Source organism: Gilvimarinus xylanilyticus, assembly GCF_024195295.1.
In the GTDB taxonomy this organism is placed as follows: Bacteria; Pseudomonadota; Gammaproteobacteria; order Pseudomonadales; family Cellvibrionaceae; genus Gilvimarinus; species Gilvimarinus xylanilyticus.
Genome location: NZ_JAMFTH010000005.1, coordinates 55,391 through 70,477 on the forward strand (window position 1 = coordinate 55,391; position 15,087 = coordinate 70,477).

At 54.4% G+C, this 15,087-nt stretch carries 15 protein-coding genes; 7 read left to right on the top strand and 8 right to left on the bottom strand.

Annotated features, from left to right (window positions below; all coding sequences use genetic code 11):
- The first annotated feature begins 13 nt into the window (after window positions 1-13).
- Window positions 14-370 carry a nitrite reductase small subunit NirD gene (nirD, locus tag M6D89_RS13885; protein WP_253968684.1) on the top strand — a complete coding sequence of 119 codons (357 nt, stop codon included), beginning with the start codon at window positions 14-16 and terminating at the stop codon, window positions 368-370.
- A 253-nt stretch (window positions 371-623) separates the two neighbouring features.
- Here nirD and M6D89_RS13890 read toward each other — a convergent pair whose 3' ends face one another.
- Window positions 624-872 (bottom strand): hypothetical protein, encoded by a 249-nt coding sequence (locus tag M6D89_RS13890; RefSeq protein ID WP_253968685.1) that lies wholly within the window; start codon window positions 870-872, stop codon window positions 624-626.
- Between the two features lie 183 nt (window positions 873-1,055).
- Here M6D89_RS13890 and M6D89_RS13895 point away from each other — a divergent pair, with 183 nt between their 5' ends.
- From M6D89_RS13895 to M6D89_RS13910, 4 genes are all read left to right on the top strand, one after another.
- Complete coding sequence (locus M6D89_RS13895; RefSeq protein ID WP_253968686.1) at window positions 1,056-1,931, top strand: CsgG/HfaB family protein; 876 nt, start codon at window positions 1,056-1,058, stop codon at window positions 1,929-1,931.
- Between the two features lie 91 nt (window positions 1,932-2,022).
- A complete protein-coding gene (locus tag M6D89_RS13900) occupies window positions 2,023-2,679 on the top strand; it encodes an HAD family hydrolase (protein ID WP_253968687.1) in 657 nt (218 codons plus the stop codon).
- Window positions 2,680-2,826: 147 nt separating this feature from the next.
- The gene (locus M6D89_RS13905; RefSeq protein ID WP_253968688.1) at window positions 2,827-3,390 is read left to right on the top strand and encodes a type 1 glutamine amidotransferase domain-containing protein; all 564 of its coding nucleotides are present in this window, start codon (window positions 2,827-2,829) and stop codon (window positions 3,388-3,390) included.
- A 94-nt stretch (window positions 3,391-3,484) separates the two neighbouring features.
- Window positions 3,485-3,643 (top strand): YqaE/Pmp3 family membrane protein, encoded by a 159-nt coding sequence (locus M6D89_RS13910; RefSeq protein ID WP_253968689.1) that lies wholly within the window; start codon window positions 3,485-3,487, stop codon window positions 3,641-3,643.
- A 71-nt stretch (window positions 3,644-3,714) separates the two neighbouring features.
- Here M6D89_RS13910 and M6D89_RS13915 read toward each other — a convergent pair whose 3' ends face one another.
- The 7 genes from M6D89_RS13915 to pelA all read right to left on the bottom strand — a co-directional run bounded on the left by M6D89_RS13915 (window position 3,715) and on the right by pelA (window position 13,450).
- Window positions 3,715-4,482 carry a ThuA domain-containing protein gene (locus M6D89_RS13915; protein ID WP_253968690.1) on the bottom strand — a complete coding sequence of 256 codons (768 nt, stop codon included), beginning with the start codon at window positions 4,480-4,482 and terminating at the stop codon, window positions 3,715-3,717.
- A gap of 95 nt (window positions 4,483-4,577) precedes the next feature.
- On the bottom strand, window positions 4,578-6,050 hold the full coding sequence (ubiD, locus tag M6D89_RS13920; protein WP_253968691.1) for a 4-hydroxy-3-polyprenylbenzoate decarboxylase: 1,473 nt from the start codon (window positions 6,048-6,050) through the stop codon (window positions 4,578-4,580).
- Between the two features lie 133 nt (window positions 6,051-6,183).
- A complete protein-coding gene (gene rho, locus M6D89_RS13925) occupies window positions 6,184-7,443 on the bottom strand; it encodes a transcription termination factor Rho (protein ID WP_253968692.1) in 1,260 nt (419 codons plus the stop codon).
- A 430-nt stretch (window positions 7,444-7,873) separates the two neighbouring features.
- Window positions 7,874-8,203: a thioredoxin TrxA gene (trxA, locus tag M6D89_RS13930; protein ID WP_253968693.1), complete on the bottom strand. Its 330-nt coding sequence runs from the start codon at window positions 8,201-8,203 to the stop codon at window positions 7,874-7,876.
- Window positions 8,204-8,405: 202 nt separating this feature from the next.
- Window positions 8,406-10,799, bottom strand: coding sequence for a response regulator (locus M6D89_RS13935; RefSeq protein WP_253968694.1), 2,394 nt, complete (start codon window positions 10,797-10,799; stop codon window positions 8,406-8,408).
- A 239-nt stretch (window positions 10,800-11,038) separates the two neighbouring features.
- On the bottom strand, window positions 11,039-12,202 hold the full coding sequence (gene hemW / locus M6D89_RS13940) for a radical SAM family heme chaperone HemW (RefSeq protein ID WP_253968695.1): 1,164 nt from the start codon (window positions 12,200-12,202) through the stop codon (window positions 11,039-11,041).
- A gap of 87 nt (window positions 12,203-12,289) precedes the next feature.
- Window positions 12,290-13,450: a pectate lyase gene (pelA, locus tag M6D89_RS13945; RefSeq protein WP_253968696.1), complete on the bottom strand. Its 1,161-nt coding sequence runs from the start codon at window positions 13,448-13,450 to the stop codon at window positions 12,290-12,292.
- Window positions 13,451-13,524: 74 nt separating this feature from the next.
- Between pelA and M6D89_RS13950 the strand changes: the two genes are divergently transcribed.
- Window positions 13,525-13,968 (top strand): nuclear transport factor 2 family protein, encoded by a 444-nt coding sequence (locus M6D89_RS13950; RefSeq protein WP_253968697.1) that lies wholly within the window; start codon window positions 13,525-13,527, stop codon window positions 13,966-13,968.
- A gap of 131 nt (window positions 13,969-14,099) precedes the next feature.
- Window positions 14,100-15,077: a hypothetical protein gene (locus tag M6D89_RS13955; protein WP_253968698.1), complete on the top strand. Its 978-nt coding sequence runs from the start codon at window positions 14,100-14,102 to the stop codon at window positions 15,075-15,077.
- Window positions 15,078-15,087 lie beyond the last annotated feature (10 nt).

Below are 15,087 nucleotides of genomic sequence, written 5' to 3' on the forward strand. Positions count from 1 at the left end.
GGAGCAACAGATAATGAGTGCAAATGCAGTAAGTGACGAACAACAAACCCAGTGGATAGAAGTCTGTGACAAAAACGCGCTGGATTCCGATACCGGTGTCTGCGCCCTGATTAACGGCAAACAGATCGCAGTTTTTTACGTCGGCAAGTTGGATGAAGTTTTTGCCATCGACAACTACGACCCCATTGGCAAAGCCAACGTATTGTCGCGCGGCATCATCGGCACCCAGGGCGAGCACATTTGCGTCGCCTCACCGCTGTACAAAGAACATTACGATTTAAGGACCGGTGAGTGCCTGGAGAACTCCGACATCAGGGTCACCGCCTACGCGGTAAAAATTGAAAACGGCAAAGTCCTGATTGCTGTTTAACGCTTCCGGTGAGCCCCTCTAGGCTGATAATGGCAGTATCGCGGCACAGGGATGCGCCGCCACCGGTTCTACTACGGGGCACGGTAGAGGGGAAACGGAGAACGGGTCTGAACGCTGAACAAAATGGTAACAACTTAGAGAGGCGGGTTGCCGAGCAAACAATACGACAACTCGCTTAAACGCTTTCTTCCCCCGATAGCTTCATGATATCGGATTTAAGGGTAGCCTCCCCGGCTACCCATTTTTTTATCTGTTAATCACCCCCGGCGCCGCCATCGCCGCCGGTATGATCGTGGGAGTCCAAGATATCGTAAGCGCTGGGATTGCCACTACCGCCCGAGCGGTGCGCCGCCAGGGCGAAAGCTGCCCAGACCATCAGCGCAATAAAAAACAACACCCCGCACAGGGGCATAAATAAGTTGTAAAAGCCGCTTGGGGAACGAACGTCGGTAAACACCCAACTGACGATTAAGCCGATCACAATCACAGCCAGCGATTTCATACTCCATCTCCATTCAATCTTATCCCCTATTTTGAATTCAGGTACCCCCGTTGTACACCGCCACTCGTCCCCGTAAACATGGCATCCATCCGATTTTGTGGTGAAGCGTCACTGAAACTGCCGCAATCAGCTGCTAATATGGCCATACAAAAACTACTCAGCAAAACGCAAGGATTAAGGACTATGCATCACAACATTTGGAAAAAACTGGGGTTTATACTGCTAGCACTGGTACTTGTACCCGCCTCCTGGGCCGCGCCACGCATTGCAGTGGTTGATTTTGAGAATAAAAGCCAGCACGGCGGCTGGGAGTTGGGCCGGGGTGCGGCCGATATGCTGACGACGTCGCTGGTGAAAGGCACCGAATTCGACATATACGAGCGCGATCAGTTAAACGCCGTATTGGACGAGCAAGACCTGGGGCAATCCGGACGCATGGACGTCAGCACAGCGGCGCAAATCGGCAAGCTTATTGGCGTTGAATACATCGTAACCGGCGCCGTAACCGAATACGGCGACAGCCGATCCGGCGGTGGCGGTGGTGGCGTCCATGTGGGCAAAAAAGGCTACTACGCCACCGTAGATATTCGCCTGGTGGACGTTAATACCGCCCGCATTGTGTTCGCCGATAGCGGAAGTGGTGACAAGGCTTCCATGAATGTGCGGGTGTTCGGCTTTGGCGGCGGTGAAGGCTGGAATGAAAAACACGCCACCGAGGCCATGCGCGGCGCCATCGAGGAACTGACCCGCAAGCTGGCCAACGCCGACTTGGAAGGCGGTGGCATAGGAGGCGCAGCGAACGCCCAGCCGGTGCTCCTGGCCGACGTCGCTGGCAACGATATTATTCTCAACGCCGGTAGCGGTGCGGGCCTTGTCAGTGGCGATACCCTTACTGTTAAGCGCAAAGGCCGCGAAATCAAAGACCCGGCCACCGGGGCGGTACTCAAAGTCACTTACGATACCCTGGGCACCATTGAGCTGACCAATGTCGAAGCCGCCTATGCCGAGGCTAAAGTGGTCAGTGGCAGCGGCTTTAAAGTGGGCGATATGGCCGAGTAAACCCCACTAGTCACACACGCTAAAAGGGTCGCAAAGCGGCCCTTTTTTATGCCCATGATATAATCGACGCCTTTTACACAAGGCTTAAACGATGATCAAAGGCGTTATTTTCGACCACGATGGCACCCTGGTAGATTCCGAACGCAAACACTACGGCCTCTGGGTGGATATTCTCAAGCCCTATGGGATCGACTTTTCCGAGCGCGAGTACAAACAGCATTTAGCCGGCGTGCCGACTCACTTTAACGCCGAGTATCTGGTCGACCACTACCCCATCCCCTTGAGCGCGGATGAATTATTCGCCAAGCGCGAAATAGCCACCCGCGAAAGCTTGGGTAAAGAAGCCTGTCCGCTGATTCCCGGTGCTCGCGAGTGCGTGGAATGGGTCGTGTCGCAGAACCTGCAAACCGCGATAGCCACAGGTGCTGCGTTTGCCGAAGTAAAACCCACCCTCGAACAGCACGGTTTTGAGCGCTACTTCTCCATCGTTGCCTGTCGCGACAATGTCGTGAACGCCAAACCCGCACCGGATGTATACCAACACGCGCTGGATAAAATGGGGCTAATCGCTTCCGACTGCGTCGCCATTGAAGACAGCCCCACCGGGTTGCAGTCGGCCCTCGCCTGCGGCTTGCGCTGTTTAGTGGTTGAAAACGAATACTCCCAAGGGCATGACTTTAGTGGCGCTACCGCGATATTTCAGCACATGGATGACGCCCGTCAGTGGCTGGAAAAAAATATTTTGTAAAACCTCACCCAGCCTTGCAAAGACTGCACTTATTTCGTTAAAAAATCCGTCAAACAGACGGCTTTATCCGCCCCACACACCTATTATTAAACCGGCCCACTCTTTGCTACTACCTTAGTGAACACCACTGAATTTCAGGAGGTAGATATGAGTAATTCGGTAAAAGGTAAACGCGTAGCAATTTTAGCGACCGACGGTTTCGAAGAGTCAGAGCTTTCCTCGCCGCGCGAGGCGCTCAAATCCGCCGGTGTCGAAACCGACATTGTGTCTTTAAAAAGCGGCGAGATTACCGCTTGGGCTAAAACCAATTGGGGTAAAGACTACCCAGTGGATAAAGTACTGGATGACGTATCGAGCGACGACTATGACATGCTGATACTTCCAGGCGGTTTATTTAACCCGGACACCCTGCGCGGAGATAAATCGGCGTTGGAGTTTACCCGCAGCTTCTTTAAGCAACACAAACCTGTCGCGGCGATTTGCCACGGCCCCTGGGTATTGATTAGTGCGGGTGTTGTCGATGGTCGTGATCTGACCTCTTACCCCACCGTGAAAGATGATGTGGTCAATGCCGGTGGCAACTGGCACGACAAATCGGTGGTAGTGGACAAAGGCTTGGTTACCAGTCGTAGTCCTGAGGACTTGGAAGACTTTAACGCGAAGGTGTTAGAAGAGCTTGCGGAAGGTAAACACGACCGTCAGGTCGCTTAATGACAAGCGCCGCCCTATTAACCCGGCAACTATGATTGTCGGGTTAATGGCGGACGGCGCACTCAAAAATGATTAACGTTTAAGGAATTAACTCATGGATATTATTCGGCTCATTCTTTCCATTCTACTGCCGCCGGTGGGCGTTTTTTTGCAGGTGGGTTTTGGTTTACACTTTTGGCTGAACATACTGCTGACGATTTGCGGCTATCTTCCCGGAATTATCCATGCCGTGTGGATTATCGCCCGACGCTAGTTCTCACGTGGCACACGTTATCTAGGCTACAAAAAAACCCGCTTTGCAGCGGGTTTTTAACGTGAGGGCAACTATTTTTTACGTAAGCCCTTACCCGTTGCCGCCCAGTACAAACCGCCGTAAATATGCTCTAGGAACATTTTATCTTCGTAGGTAGAAGGCATATGCCCCAGGCCGGTGTAAAAGGCGCGGCCACCATCGTATTCGTGGTACCAGGCAATGGGATGAAAACCCATGCCTTTACCCGCCACCTGGCCCCAGTCGGCGACCGGGTCGTAGGTGTCTTCGTCCACCGCGAGAATATAATTTAAACTATCAATACGCTCGGCACCAAACTCGTAGTATTCATCGGTCCATAAAAAGCGATCGGGCATGCGCTCAAGTCCGGGAAACTTGCGGTTCAGTACTTCTACCTCGGCGGTTTGAATGGCCGGGTGAATGTGGAAGGTGCGCCCCACCATCTTGGTGTACCAGTCCCAATCGTATTCGGTGTCGGACGCCGAGTGGATACCCACAAAACCTTTGCCCGATTGAATAAACCGCTCCATCGCGGCCTGCTGGTCGTCATTCAGAATATCGGCGGTGGTGTTTAAAAACACGATAGCGTCATAGGCTTTTAACTTGTCGTCGGCAAACACGTTAGACATTTCGTGCCAGTCCAGCTTGAAATGATGGCGCTCGGCCATTTCCTGCATAGCATCCACACCGGCGTTAATCGACTTGTGGTGCCAACCACCGGTTTTGGTAAACAGCAGTACGCTAAACTGTTCGGCAAGGGCGGGTAAAGCAGCGGTGAGTAGGGCGGCGGTTAGGGCCAACCGCGCGGTAAACGATCGCATGGTATTTCTCCGTTATTGTAAGTTATAGCAATGGGTACAGCAGGGGTCTTAACGATAAACTGCGCTCACTAAGGTGACAACCTTGTTAGCAATTATTAACGCTGATCGAGTCCCAGGCTGTCCCAGAGTGCATCCACCCGGTCTTTAACCGCCTGATCCATCACAATAGGTTCACCCCATTCGCGGTCCGTCTCGCCCGGCCATTTATTGGTGGCATCCATCCCCATTTTGGAGCCCAACCCGGACACCGGGGAGGCAAAGTCCAAATAATCGATGGGCGTGTTCTCCACCAAAGTAGTGTCGCGGGCCGGGTCCATTCGGGTGGTGATGGCCCAGATCACATCTTTCCAGTCGCGGGCGTTAACATCGTCGTCGGTAACGATCACAAACTTGGTGTACATAAATTGGCGCAGAAAAGACCAGACGCCCATCATCACCCGCTTGGCGTGACCTGGGTACTGCTTTTTCATGGTCACTACCGCCATCCGGTAGGAGCAGCCTTCCGGCGGTAAATAAAAGTCCACAATTTCCGGAAACTGTTTTTGCAGTAGGGGAATAAATACTTCGTTCAAAGCCAACCCCAGCACGGCGGGTTCATCCGGTGGGCGGCCGGTGTAGGTGCTGTGATAAATCGGATCGCGCCGGTGAGTAATACGCGTAACGGTAAAAACCGGAAACGAGTCAACTTCATTGTAGTAACCGGTATGGTCGCCGTAGGGACCCTCGGGCGCCATGTCGTCCGGAGCAATATGGCCCTCTAGAATAAATTCGGCCGAAGCAGGTACTTGCAGCTCATTGTCGCCCGCTTTAACCACCTCGGTTTTATCGCCGCGCAAAAGCCCGGCAAAGGCGTACTCGCTTAGAGTGTCGGGAACCGGTGTCACCGCCCCTAATATTGTCGCCGGATCGGCGCCCAGGGCCACCGCCACAGGAAAAGGCTCGCCGGGATGCGCCTGCTGCCATTCGCGAAAATCCAAAGCGCCACCACGGTGGCTTAACCAGCGCATAATTAAACGGTTCTTACCGATTTTCTGCATTCGGTAAATACCCAAATTTTGGCGCTCTTTATGGGGCCCACGGGTGACCACCAATGGCCAGGTAACCAGGGGTGCAGCATCACCGGGCCAACAGGTCTGAATCGGAATCTTATCTAAATCCACCTGATCGCCTTCGTGTACAACCTCCTGACAAGGGGCTTTTTTAAGTACCTTGGGCGCCATGTTCAGCACTTGCTTGAAAATGGGCATTTTATTCCAGGCGTCTTTTAAGCCTTTGGGGGGCTCGGGTTCTTTTAAAAACGCCAGTAATTTGCCAATTTCGCGCAGCTCGTGAACCGAGTCTTCGCCCATCCCCAGGGCGACTCGCTCGGGTGTGCCAAACAGATTACCCAGCACCGGAATGTCATAGCCTTTGGGGTTTTCAAATAATATTGCAGGCCCACCGGCGCGCAGAGTGCGATCGCAGATTTCGGTCATTTCCAGATAGGGATCGACTTCGGCGCTGACGCGTACCAATTCGCCGCGCGCCTCAAGCTGGGAAATAAAATCGCGAAGGTCTGTGTATTTCATGGAGTGTCCGGGTTACGGGTTACGGGTTACGGGTTACGGGTTACGGGTTACGGGTTACGGGTTAACGAAAAGTATAACGAAAAACGGGGAACTCTTTACGTTCCCCGTTCACGGTCAACCGTTCACCGATTGATTACTTTCTCTTCATCGAGAGGAAGAACTCATCATTGGTTTTAAAGTCTTTCAGCTTATCCACCAAGAATTCGGTAGCGGCAACGTCTTCCATATCGTTGAGCAGACGACGCAAAATCCATACACGCTGCAACTCGTCTTCTTTCATCAGCAGGTCTTCGCGACGGGTACCTGAGCGACGCACATTAATGGCGGGATAGGTGCGTTTCTCGGCGATTTTACGGTCCAGATGCAGTTCGAGGTTACCCGTGCCTTTAAATTCTTCGTAAATAACTTCGTCCATTTTCGAGCCGGTATCCACCAGGGCGGTGGCGATAATAGACAGGCTACCGCCTTCTTCAATATTACGCGCGGCACCGAAGAAGCGCTTGGGACGCTCCAGGGCGTGGGCATCCACACCACCGGTCAGCACTTTACCGGACGACGGAATAACCGTGTTGTAGGCGCGCGCCAGACGGGTAATAGAGTCCAGCAGAATAATGACGTCTTTTTTGTGCTCAACCAAACGCTTGGCGCGCTCGATCACCATATCGGCCACTTGCACGTGACGGGCCGGCGGCTCGTCAAAGGTAGAGGCAACCACTTCGCCGCGCACCGAGCGCTGCATTTCGGTCACTTCCTCGGGGCGCTCGTCAATCAGCAGGACAATCAGGTGACACTCGGGGTTGTTGCGCGTAATGGCCTGCGCGATGTTCTGCATCATGATGGTTTTACCCGCCTTGGGCGGGGCGACAATCAAACCGCGCTGACCTTTACCAATGGGGCTAATCAAATCGATGATTCGACCGGTTAAGTCTTCGGTAGAACCGTTACCGGCTTCAAGCTTGAGGCGACTGTCGGGGAAGAGCGGGGTGAGGTTTTCAAACAGAATTTTATTGCGGGAGCTTTCGGGCTTGTCAAAGTTAATCTCGTTAACCTTGAGCAGGGCAAAGTAGCGCTCGCCCTCTTTAGGGGGGCGAATCTTCCCCGCAATGGTGTCGCCGGTACGCAGGTTGAAGCGACGGATTTGACTGGGCGACACGTAAATGTCGTCCGGCCCCGCCAGGTATGAACTGTCAGCCGATCGCAAGAAGCCGAAGCCGTCTTGCAGAATTTCCAGCACGCCATCGCCGTAAATATCTTCACCACTTTTGGCGTGACGCTTAAGGATATTAAAGATGATGTCTTGCTTGCGCGAACGGGCGAGGTTTTCCTGACCCATTTCGCGGGCGATATCAATCAGTTCTTCAATGGGTTTCTTTTTTAAATCGGTAAGGTTCATACAGTTGGACTTGGTTAATTGAAAAGTTTATGCAGGAAGCTAATGCCTGAATGGTTTGTCTGTTAAACCGGTCGAAAGCGTTAACAGGTTAGTAAAATGATTGGGCGGCCTTAGGGGCGCCAATTGGGTTTGCGCGTATCTTCTTGTTTTGTGACGCAAACTGCAATTACGTTTTTGTTACAAACTCGCGCTGAATTGGATTACCCACGGAACTGTCTTCCAGAGCCATCTTCCTAAAGGGGTAGGTGTCCTAAAGGTGTGGAAAGTTTCAGGGAATCTGTTTGCCGGCCCAAATCTGGCGGGTGTGTGACGCTGATACTGGGCTGAGCTTTACGAGAGCTGTAACAGGTGCTTGGAGTATAGCGATAAAAATCTGAAAGTGCAAAACTTCACGCAGACGGCGTAATGCCGCCTGCGCAAGAGGACCAAATTACAGCGACGAATCGATAAACTCGACCAGCTGAGCACGGCTTAAGGCGCCAACCTTAGTCGCTTCGGCGTTGCCGCCTTTAAAGATGATCAGCGTGGGAATACCACGAATGCCGAACTTGGCCGGGGTTTCTTTGTTGGCATCTACGTCCATTTTGGCAATTTTCAGCTTGCCAGCGTACTGATCGGCCAACTCATCCAAAACCGGGGCAATCATTTTACAGGGGCCGCACCAGGCCGCCCAGTAATCTACCAGAACAGGCAGATCGGACTGCAATACTTCCGCATCAAATGAATCATCGGTAACGTGAACAATGGCGTCGTTACTCATAGTGAAATCGTCTCCAGGTCCGCAATAGGGTGTATGTAAGTGTGCTTGTTCGGGTATATGGGGGCACACGCGCTTAATACAAGCGTGGTGTCCCGCCCGGGCCGTTGCAGCGCAAACGTCTCTGACGGGGCATTGGCAGCATAATAAGGACTGGACGCAAAGCGATCAAGCGGCCGGGAACTATAAGCGCTATTGCCATCGACTATGTTCGGGGCAGATTTGCCTCACTCAGCCCGTGTCCCAGCTTATCCAAGGCTTCGCTCAGAGTGGGCAGGGTAATGGGCTTGCACAGAAAGTGATCCATTCCCGCGGCAAAAACCGCCTCGCGGTGCTCTTCCAGCGCGTGGGCCGTTAACGCCACAATGGCGGTGGCGGGCAGCTTTTGCTCGCGCTCGTACTGACGAATCGCCCGAGTGGCTTCAAAGCCGTCCATTTCGGGCATTTCGCAATCCATTAAAATCAGATCATAGAGGGTTTGAGCCTCGCGCACGGCCTGCAGGGCCTGCACCCCGTCCTCAGCAATATCCGGGGTAATGCCCAGCTTCCCCAGCAAGCCCTTAATCACCATACGGTTAACATTATTGTCCTCGGCCACCAGGACTTTTAAGTGTGTCAGCCCGGCTTTAGGGCCGGCCTGCTCAGTCGGTGCGGCGGCCTCGTATAGTGCGGATTCCAGCCCCGCTGCCGTGCACAGGGCCGACAGCAGCTGGCTGGGCAGCAGGGGTTTACGCAACACCTTGGCAATACCCAGCCGAGCCTGGGTATCCACGTCCACCGGCGCATCGGAGCCGGTTAAAAGCACCACCGGCAGTTTTGCTGCGCTTGAATGTTCGCGCATCTGCGCTATCCACTCCAGCCCCGACATAACCGGCAACTGCTGACACACTAAGGCCATATCGAACGATTGCTCGCCGATAAGCTCCAGCGCTTTGCTTGAGCCGGGTACGCAGGTGACCTCCAGCTGCCACTGGGCACAGATTTTCTCAATGGCTCGCGCCATGGCCGTGGCAGGTTCAAGCAATAGCAGATGCTGCCCAGCCAACTCGCCAGGCACCACTTGCACCAAAGGTTCCAGCGCCGGTTTAACATGGGCGGTAAACCAAAATTGCGAACCCTCACCCTTGCGGCTACGCACGCCGATATCACCGTCCATTAATTCAGACAAACTTTTACAAATGGCCAGCCCTAAACCCGTACCGCCGTAATTGCGGGTGGTGGCGCTATCGGCCTGGTTAAACGCATCGAAAAGATGTTCCTGCACCTCAGAGCGAATGCCTATGCCAGTGTCGGTTACCTCAAAGTGAAGCTTGGGTTGGCGCTGGGTGGACTTTTCGGCCATACACAACCGCAGGGAAATACAGCCGTGCTGGGTAAACTTAAAGGCATTGCCCATCAGGTTAATAATAATTTGCCGCAGCCGGGTGGGATCGCCCTGAATGCGCCGGGGCACATCGGCGGCAATATAGCAGTAGAGTTCAATACGTTTTTTATTGGCGCCGGGGCCAAACAACTGCACTGTATCTTCGGCCAGCGCGTGCAGGTCAAACTCGACCATCTCGAGCTGCATTTTGCCCGCTTCAATTTTGGAGTAGTCGAGAATGTCGTTGATGATTTCCAGCAAGGTTTCGCCCGAGCGGTGAATCACATCCAAATAGTGCTGCTGGTTGTCGTCCAGGGGCGTGTCGCGCAGCATTTCCAGCATGCCGATCACGCCATTCATGGGGGTTCGGATCTCGTGACTCATGGTCGCTAAAAACTGGCTTTTAGCGCGGCTGTCGTTCTCCGCCGCCAGTTTTTGGCGCCGGGTTTCCAAGCGCTGTTCTTTCTCGGCGATTAGCTCCAACTCCATCGTGCGACGCTTTTCCAGGTCGTCCAGTAAAGTCTCACGCATGTGATTAATCGCATCGGTCACATTGTCCAGCTCATCCAGACGGGCGTCGGTTTTTTCGCGCTTAAGTCTGAGAGGCGTAGCCAGGTTATCCAGATTTAACTGCCGGGCATAGTGGGCGATGGTGTTCATATGCCGGGTTAGCAGGGTGTAAACCAGCCACAAGATTAGAATGGAGACGATCAGGGTTTTAGTACCCTGAATAAGCGCAATAAACAGCGCCCGCTCCCACAAGCGGTCGTAAATACCCGATAGGTTCGCGGTTATGGTCAAGGTGCCCAGGCTTTGCGGCTGGGTGGTTTCATCCTGGTAAATCAAATCGTAAGTTCTGACCAAAAAGCGCGAAGGGTTTTGCGCGACTCGCTGCTCGGTCATATCGGCCTCGGCAGCGGTAATCACCTGGTGCTCGTTATTCCAGTCCAGCCAGTCGACTTTGACCTTAACCACATCGGCGACATCCAGCACACTGTTTACCTGGATTTGCAGCTGCTCTTGATCAAACCCCCAAACACTTTTGGTAATACTGGCAAGGGTACTGGCACGCACCTGATCCAGACGTTTTTCCAATGCCGAGATATCGTCGTTAAAACTGGTGTAAAGCTGCAGCACTATCGCAATCAGGGTGATCAGCGAGCTGCACAGAATAATCAAACCGAGCAGGCGAGCGGCAATGGGGTTGTTGCGGGTATAGCGGGATATGGCCAGCATCGAGTGAAAATAGCGCCTGTCAGTGTCGAAGCCTTAAGTGTAGCAGTGTCGCGCAGGTTTGCTATCTCTCAAGCCGGCAATTGACTTTGCCGGGTTAAAACGCGGTGCACGGACACGCCGGCGCTACGCCGGTCGCGAGCCGTTGTAATACCAGAAAGTCCGCGTACTTGCGCCCGTATTTCAAAGGCGACAATAAAGGTTCCCTAAAGTCGATCAGGATGATCGACTTTATTGCAAGGTTAATAATACCGACCCAAAACCTCGTTTAAAAACCTCAGCCCCAACTCAGTGGTGCCGATGCGCTCGGTTAAGGGTTTGAGCAAACCCTGGGTCTGCAGTGCCTGCCACTGGGGCTGTAAGGTTTTTAGTGCCCGCCCGGTATACCGCGGGTAGAGGGCCGGATCGCAGCCTTCGACCAGGCGCAGAGCATTGAGCAAAAACTCCAGCGGCCGCGCTTCGGGCTCTATCGGTTCACGCCCGGCAATAAAAGGGTTGGCAAAACGCCCCGGGCCTCGCTGAGCTTGCAGGTAATGCTCGGGCTGGCGGGTTTTCCACTGCCGCACAATGGTGTCGCTATCCGGCAGGGTGATTTTGCCGTGGGCGCCCGCGCCAATGCCCAGATAGTCGCCAAACTGCCAGTAGTTAATGTTGTGGCGCGCACGCGGGCCGCGTGCATAGGCGGAGACTTCGTAGCGTTTATACCCGGCCGCTTCCAGTTTTTCGTGCCCCTCGTCCTGAATATCCGCCAGGGTGTCCTCTTCGGGCAGGGTGGGAGGCTGGCTGTAGAACACGGTGTTAGGTTCAATGGTCAGCTGATACCAGCTGATGTGTTCGGGGGCAAAGTCGATGGCGGTGGCCAGATCGGCCATGCCTGCAGCGCGGCTTTGCCCCGGCAGGCCGTGCATTAAGTCCAGATTTAGGTTGTCGAAACCAGCGGCGCGGGCAGTGGCCACGGCTTTGTGCGCCGCCGCGCCGTCGTGAATGCGCCCCAGCGCTTGCAACTGGGCATCGGCGAAGCTCTGAATCCCGATAGAAAGCCGGTTGACTCCGGCGGCGCGAAAACCCGAGAACTTGTCTTGCTCAAAGGTGCCGGGGTTGGCCTCCAGGGTAATTTCGATATCCGGCGCAAAGCCGATGGTGGCCTCGGCGTGATCCAGAATCTGCCCAATCGCCTGGGCGGAAAACAAACTGGGGGTACCGCCGCCAAAAAATATCGTGCTGATTTTACGCCCCTGGGCCAGCTCGGCATCGGCGTCTAAATCGCTCGCCAGAGCGGCGACATAGTCGGATTCGGGCAGAGTTTGATCTGCCTGGTGAGAGTTAAAATCGCAATAGGGACATTTGCGCACACACCAGGGAATGTGGATATACAGAGATAGGGGCGGAAGCGTTAGCACAGTCATACCGGATTAGAATGGCCCGGCATTATGGCACGGCGGACGGGATACGGGGAACGGTCGACGCGCAACTATCCCCGCGCCCGCAGTCAATTAAGGTCGGTGATGCTTTTCCCATGCGGCAAAGGCGTCGAGAATTTTCTGGGGTTTGTCGGTATACCAGGCGTAGCCGTCGCGGCGTTCCTGGGAAATTTCCATCACATCGTAATGCACTGAACCATCGCGATCGCCCACCACCGGTTTGTTGGTGCCAATTTCGCAAAAGCGACCCCACAGCGGCCCGGCGCCTTCTTGTTCAATGAATACGTTGTGGCCGTCGTTATCTTTCTCCCACGAGTAACCGTAAAAACGGTTGGCTTTAAACCAGTCGTGGGCGGCGACTATGGCCTGCTTAAGGGGCTCGCCAGGGTTTTCCAAGCTCATTAATAACTTTACCAGCTCTGCGCTCTCGGCGGTGGCCAATGCCACCGGCTCAAACTTGCGAGCGTTAATAGGCTCGAGGGTTTCATGGTGATGCTGAGCGCCCCAGATGGTCCGCTTGCCGTCGACAATCACCTGGGTATCCAGCACCGCCTGCACCCCTTGGGCAAAGCTGTCCTGGGCACGCTGGGCCAGGGTATCCGAGACAAACTGCAAGGGCTCGCGCTGGTGGGCCGCGGCATCAATTACCTCCAGCAGTTTGCCCATGGCCTCGTCATTGTAGGTAATGTAATCGTGATAGCCGCCGGTTAAGGGAAAGTTCTGCGGCCAGCCGCCGCCGGGGTACTGGGCGAGGATAATAAAATCCACCGCTCGCTCCACGCTCTGGGCAAAACGCGGCTCGCCGGTGGCTTGGTAAAGCCGCGCCAGATACCAAATTTGGGTGGTGGTGGCGCCGTTATCAAAGGTGGGAATATAGTGCTCTTCCACCCCCAGCATCTGGCCGCTCTGGCGCGGCTTAACACTCATATCCGTGCGCTTGGACCAGCCGCCCGAGGGGGTTTGATAGCTGAGAATAATATCGCCGATGCGAAGCGCCTCGGGGGTGCGAAAAAACTCGTCGGGCGCATCCGGGTCAAAGCCGAACCGGTTAGTGTGCGGAGCCGGAAGGGGCTCTTGCAGGCCCGCCTGACGCAACTCTTGAGCAAACGCGGCTTGATCCTGCTGGGCCAAAGATTGGGACAGGGCGCGGTAGTCGGACAGCGCATCCGCCAGTGACCAGGGGGCGAGGATACACAAACTGGCAAACCACACAGGGGCAAAGCGAGAAAACATAGAAACTCCGGGGGTGATCTTATTGTCCCCCCAGTATAATATGGCCTGACCAATTCTCAATAGTGGTCAGGCTAATGTTTGTTAAGTTATTGGGGCTACTCGCCCTCGCCCATGGGAGTAACGCCGACTGTCTGGAGGCAGAGGCTCTCAAAATTCTGGATTACCAATACGAGCAGGCTCTGCGCAAGCCGGACTTGGACTGGATTCGCGAGCGTGTCGCCGAACAGTTTGTCTGGGTTCACAACCATGCGGTACTGGACGAAACCCGCGAGATGCTGCTTGAACGCCTGGGCGATGATTACCAATCCCCTAAATCCCGCGAGCAGACCGACGTAACAGTTATTCGCGAGGGCGACACAGCGGTGATTTACGGGTTATCCACGGTGGACAAGTTTAGCGACGGCCCGCGCCATGCCAATCGCTATCACTATATGCGCACCTGGGTGAACACCGAAAACGGCTGCCGCCTGATTGCCGCCCAGACCATGAAGGTGTGGAGTACCGAGAGCGAACTGTAGGTTGATCCCACTTTGGCCCCTTTTACAATAGGATGACTTGTGGCCTTCACAGCTCAGCGCTATGCCACTTCGGTAGTTCCTGCCTGTGTTAGGCTACTTATTTGCCATAAAAATAAAAGGACAAGGTCAGGATGAACCGCAAATCCCGCTTTCCATTAATGGTCACTGCAGTCGCGCTCGCGGTGGGCGCCGTGGCTTGGTATGTCACCCCCAGCCAGCCCGACCCTTCGCCTGAGGGGACTGCTCGCGGTAGTAAGACAAGTCTCGCGCCCGGCCCGGCGAGCGCCCCCTCGTTGGCGTCAGTACCGGTTTCGTCCCCCGATATAGAACCCCGCTTACCACCGCCCACGCTAAAGGATGAGACAGAATTCGCAAACCAACAGGGTCCCCAGCTGTATAACGAGCGAGGTCTGGACTCGCAGCAACGCGCCATTTATAGCGACTATCCGCTGGAAGCATTACAACAGATGTCAGCTAACAACGACGCCTACGCCACCTTGGCGCTAGCCAACAAGCTTGCGATGCGAGCACCTTTTACCGAAGCCGAACTGCAAGAAATGGATCACAGCCAGGTACACCGCGCTTTTATTAAGCAGGAGCATCAGACTCTGAGCCTCAAAAAGTTTGCCGCTGCGCAGGGCTCTGTTGAGGCCATCAATGAAATTTTTTACCAGATGTACGGCCAGCATTACGCGTTCGGTGAAAGTACCGAGAGCGATAACCCCGAATTATTGCGCGAGCTATACGGTTTGGAAGATCCGGCCATGCCTATCGAATGGGAGCTTCACATGAACGCAGCCGCTTGGGCAGTGGTGCATGGCCGCCGGGGCGATCCGATACGCTCGCTTATCAACTTAGAAATCCTGGATAAACGCTTTGCACTCAATCGGAATAACTGGTCTGAGGTGCTTAACCGCGCGGAGGCGATTTATGCTGCACTTGCCGCGCAGCGCAAAGCACTGGGTTTGGCGCCCTTTAATAATAAGGTCGTGGAAGAGTATGGGGGAGAATACACGGTGCGACAAAATGACTATTACGCTTGGTTGTTGTCCCAAGACACGCTGCCAAGCTCTTTAGACTATTTCAGTGACTCTGTCTCTCACCGTTAGAAAAAAGGGC

What these genes read in the sequence shown, in the direction of transcription:
- nirD (WP_253968684.1), top strand. Translation starts at nt 14, where the DNA reads ATGAGTGCAAATGCAGTAAGTGACGAACAACAAACCCAGTGGATAGAA.
- M6D89_RS13890 (WP_253968685.1), bottom strand. Translation starts at nt 872, where the DNA reads ATGAAATCGCTGGCTGTGATTGTGATCGGCTTAATCGTCAGTTGGGTG.
- M6D89_RS13895 (WP_253968686.1), top strand. Translation starts at nt 1,056, where the DNA reads ATGCATCACAACATTTGGAAAAAACTGGGGTTTATACTGCTAGCACTG.
- M6D89_RS13900 (WP_253968687.1), top strand. Translation starts at nt 2,023, where the DNA reads ATGATCAAAGGCGTTATTTTCGACCACGATGGCACCCTGGTAGATTCC.
- M6D89_RS13905 (WP_253968688.1), top strand. Translation starts at nt 2,827, where the DNA reads ATGAGTAATTCGGTAAAAGGTAAACGCGTAGCAATTTTAGCGACCGAC.
- M6D89_RS13910 (WP_253968689.1), top strand. Translation starts at nt 3,485, where the DNA reads ATGGATATTATTCGGCTCATTCTTTCCATTCTACTGCCGCCGGTGGGC.
- M6D89_RS13915 (WP_253968690.1), bottom strand. Translation starts at nt 4,482, where the DNA reads ATGCGATCGTTTACCGCGCGGTTGGCCCTAACCGCCGCCCTACTCACC.
- ubiD (WP_253968691.1), bottom strand. Translation starts at nt 6,050, where the DNA reads ATGAAATACACAGACCTTCGCGATTTTATTTCCCAGCTTGAGGCGCGC.
- rho (WP_253968692.1), bottom strand. Translation starts at nt 7,443, where the DNA reads ATGAACCTTACCGATTTAAAAAAGAAACCCATTGAAGAACTGATTGAT.
- trxA (WP_253968693.1), bottom strand. Translation starts at nt 8,203, where the DNA reads ATGAGTAACGACGCCATTGTTCACGTTACCGATGATTCATTTGATGCG.
- M6D89_RS13935 (WP_253968694.1), bottom strand. Translation starts at nt 10,799, where the DNA reads ATGCTGGCCATATCCCGCTATACCCGCAACAACCCCATTGCCGCTCGC.
- hemW (WP_253968695.1), bottom strand. Translation starts at nt 12,202, where the DNA reads ATGACTGTGCTAACGCTTCCGCCCCTATCTCTGTATATCCACATTCCC.
- pelA (WP_253968696.1), bottom strand. Translation starts at nt 13,450, where the DNA reads ATGTTTTCTCGCTTTGCCCCTGTGTGGTTTGCCAGTTTGTGTATCCTC.
- M6D89_RS13950 (WP_253968697.1), top strand. Translation starts at nt 13,525, where the DNA reads ATGTTTGTTAAGTTATTGGGGCTACTCGCCCTCGCCCATGGGAGTAAC.
- M6D89_RS13955 (WP_253968698.1), top strand. Translation starts at nt 14,100, where the DNA reads ATGAACCGCAAATCCCGCTTTCCATTAATGGTCACTGCAGTCGCGCTC.